The 3,352-nt window shown below is 67.9% G+C and carries 2 protein-coding genes and 2 pseudogenes; all 4 read left to right on the top strand.

Translation table 11 applies throughout. The features are described 5' to 3' along the window. Positions 1 to 388 precede the first annotated feature (388 nt). Positions 389 to 532: pseudogene (locus ACZ7GZ_RS42815) on the top strand (transposase); the annotation flags it as partial. Beyond that, positions 514 to 693, top strand: a pseudogene (locus ACZ7GZ_RS42820) (transposase); the annotation flags it as partial. The pseudogenes ACZ7GZ_RS42815 and ACZ7GZ_RS42820, both read left to right, overlap by 19 nt. Before the next feature lie 118 nt (positions 694 to 811). Beyond that, the gene (locus ACZ7GZ_RS42825) at positions 812 to 1,063 is read left to right on the top strand and encodes a transposase (RefSeq protein ID WP_471033233.1); all 252 of its coding nucleotides are present in this window, start codon (positions 812 to 814) and stop codon (positions 1,061 to 1,063) included. Between the two features lie 666 nt (positions 1,064 to 1,729). Beyond that, the gene (locus ACZ7GZ_RS42830; protein WP_471033235.1) at positions 1,730 to 3,136 is read left to right on the top strand and encodes an IS1380 family transposase; all 1,407 of its coding nucleotides are present in this window, start codon (positions 1,730 to 1,732) and stop codon (positions 3,134 to 3,136) included. Positions 3,137 to 3,352 lie beyond the last annotated feature (216 nt).

Here is a 3,352-nt window from a genome sequence, read left to right on the forward strand (position 1 = left end):
TGCGGGAAGAACTCAGGGAGCTGGAGGCCGGGGCAAGACACTGTCGCGCTGTCGGGTACGTCGGTGGGGCAGGCCGGTGACCTGTTTCCAGAAGGCGGAGCGTTCGGTCGGTTGCTGTCAAGCCGCTGTTGCAGCAAGTGAGTGAGGCGTGCGTGGGGGTGAGGTGTGCCGGTGTCAGACATCCACTGGGCGCGCGGCGGTGACTTCGGTGATCGTTTTCCAGGTGGTGAAGCGGTGGGTCAGGTCGGCTCGGTAGGCGGGGGCGGTCATCAGGTGGCTCTACCGTCTTGATCGGGTTGATCGAGCCATTCGTAGGTGAGCTGTACTGAGATTTGCGGAGTCCCTGATGCCAGGGTTACGGTCCTGGCGAAGGAGAACCACCAGCACCATGGCAGCACCCCGTAAATATCCCGATGAGCTCCGCGAGCGTGCCGTCCGCGAAGTCCGGGCCACCGGCCGTCCGATTGCGCACGTGGCCAAGGACCTCGGCATCCACCCCGAGGCCCTGCGCGGCTGGGCCGCCAGGCCGAGGCCGACCGGGGCGAACGCGACGACCGGCTCACCACCGCCGAGCGCGATGAACTCAAGCAACTCCGCAAGGGGAATGCTGAGTTGAAGCGGGCGAACGAGATCCTCAAGGCCGCTTCGGTGTTTTTTGCCCAGGAGATCGACCGTCCCCGGACGAGGCCGAGCAGGTGATCGACCACCTGCGGGAACGTGGCCTCGGGGTCGGGTCCTGTCGCTGTCGCCGTCGACGTACTTCGCCCGCAAGAAGCGGCCGAAGTCGGCCCGCCGGCTCCGCGACGAGCAGGTGATGCCGCTGATCGAGGAAGTCCATGCGGAATCTGGCGGCACGTATGGTGCCCGCCGGATCACCCGCGCCCTGCGGCGCGGCGTCGACGTGGCCCGCTGCACTGTCGAGCGGCTGATGACCGGGCTTGGCACGAGGGCGTCATCCGTGGGCAGCGACGGCGGACAGCCGTTCCTGAGCCGTCTACACCGCGCCCGCCGGACCTGGTGGACCGTGACTTCACCGCCTCGCGCCCGGACCAGTTGTGGGTAGCGGACATGACCTATGTCCGCACCTGGTCCGGCTGGCTGTGGCGTAGCTGTTGCGCCTGCTTATTGATCTTGTTTGTGGCCTGCTGTTGTTCAGTTGTACTGAGCGGTGTGTCTGTTCCGTGGGGGAGGCTTACGCGGGGCTGAGGCGGCCGGGGGCGGGTTGTACGTGGGGTGAGCTGGACGTTTATGGCTGCGCAGTGAGCTGAGTGTGGTGGCGGTTTTTGCGCAGTGTGGTTGGCGCGTCTATAGGTAGGGGGAGGTGCTGGGTGTTTTTGGCAGGGTAGGGGGCGTGGGGTGGTTCAGCGGGTGATGAGGCGTTGCCAGAGCAGGTCGTGGTCGGCGGGTGCGAGGCGGGGCAGTTGGAGGCGGCCCGCGAGGTGGTGGAGGAAGGCGGTCTGCTGCGCGCGTGTCAGGGAGTGCGGGGGCAGGCGGTCAAGGGCCGCGGCGAGGGTGAGGGTCTCGGGATAGGTGATCAGGTCCCGGCAGGTCAGGGCGGGGGAGGCTGGGCCTGGGGGGATGTGGGGGTTGGCGGTGGTGAGCCGGTTAACCCCGCTGTTTCGCTTGGGTTTGGCTGCTGGAGAGGCGGAAACGCGAAAGTGCCTTCCTGACCTGGGACGATGAACCTTGCTGAGGGGTTCTGTCGGTCCAGGCGGAGGGCACTTTCTACGTGCAGGGTATCGGGTTGCGTCCCAAGGTCTATGTCAGTGCCGATGGTTCGGGGGTCGTCGGTCATGCCGGTGCACGGTTGCTGGCGGATCTTGCCGATGCCACGGGGCTGACCGCCGCGTACTCCACCGCTCTCAGGCCGCTGCGGCCTCGCGGGACCGGACATGATCCGGGACGGATCGCCACCGACCTGGCGGTGATGCTCGCCGACGGCGGCGATGCCATCGCGGACCTGGCCGTGCTGCGGGACCAGGCCGACGTGTTCGGTTCGGTCGCCTCGACACCGACGGCCTGGCGACTGCTCGCCGACGTTGACGAGCGGGCACTGGCTTCCGTGCGCTCGGCCAGGGCTTCGGCTCGGGAGATCGCGTGGCTGCAGGCAGCCGAGACCGGTGAGGGCATACCCGCTGCCCGGGCCGCGGGGCGCGTACTGCCCGGCCTGGTCCTGGACCTCGACGCCACGCTGATCACCTGCCACTCCGAGAAGGACGCGGCCGCGCCCACTTACAAGGGCGGTTTCGGGTTCCACCCGCTGCTGTGCTTCCTTGCCAACACCGGCGAGGCGCTGTCCGGGCGGCTGCGGCCCGGCAACGCCGGCGCCAACACCGCCACCGACCACATCGCAGTGTTCGACCAGGCACTCGCGCAGATCCCCGACGCTCACCGGCACGGCACCGACATCCTGGTCCGCACCGACAGCGCCGGATCCGCGAAAGCCTTCCTCACTCACGTCCGTGACATGCGGAAACGAGGGATCCGTACCTTCTTCTCGGTCGGATACGCCATCACCGAGCCGGTCCGCCGCGCTATCCGGGCCATGCCCGAGGACCTCTGGCATCCTGCCCTGGACCAGGACGGGACGCTGCGTGATGGCGCGGAGGTCGCCGAGCTGACCGGCATGGTCGACCTGGACGGCTACCCGGCCGGCACCCGCATCATCGTGCGCCGCGAGCGGCCGCACCCCGGAGCCCAGCTGTCCCTGTTCGACCAGGACGAGGGCCTGCGCCATCAGGTGTTCCTCACCGACACCTCCTATCCCAGTGGTGGTTCGACTCAGTTCCTCGAAGTCCGCCACCGCGGGCACGCATGTGTCGAGGACCGTATCCGTTGCGGCAAGAGCACCGGCTTCGGCCGCTTCCCCTCCCGCGACTTCGGCGTCAATACCGTCTGGCTCGAACTCAGCCTCACGGCGATCGACCTGCTGGCCTGGACCCGTTTCCTGCTGTTGGACGGGGAACTGGCCACCGCCGAGCCGAAGAAGCTCCGCTACCGGCTGCTGCACGTCGCCGCCCGCCTCACCCGCGGCGGTCGGCGTCTGCGCATGCGGATATCGGCGACCTGGCCCTGGAGACACGAACTGGCCACGGCCTTCCATCGCCTCGCGGCACTGCCCCGCCCCGCCGGCTGACCGGCAAACCCCTGACCGCCCCCGACCCGAAAGACCTTGGAGAACCCGACCATGCGCCGGGACTCCGCCATGCCCAGGCAACGAAATCACCCGGCCCACGTGACAGCAGACGAACAGCGACGTGAGGGGCCCTGCGGTTTCCGTACAGCAGCTTATTGGCTAATTCATGCGGCGAGCTGCTGATTCAGGTAGTCGTCGTGGACCTCTCGTGGGGTC

The organism is Streptomyces sp. NPDC037288, from assembly GCF_055603265.1.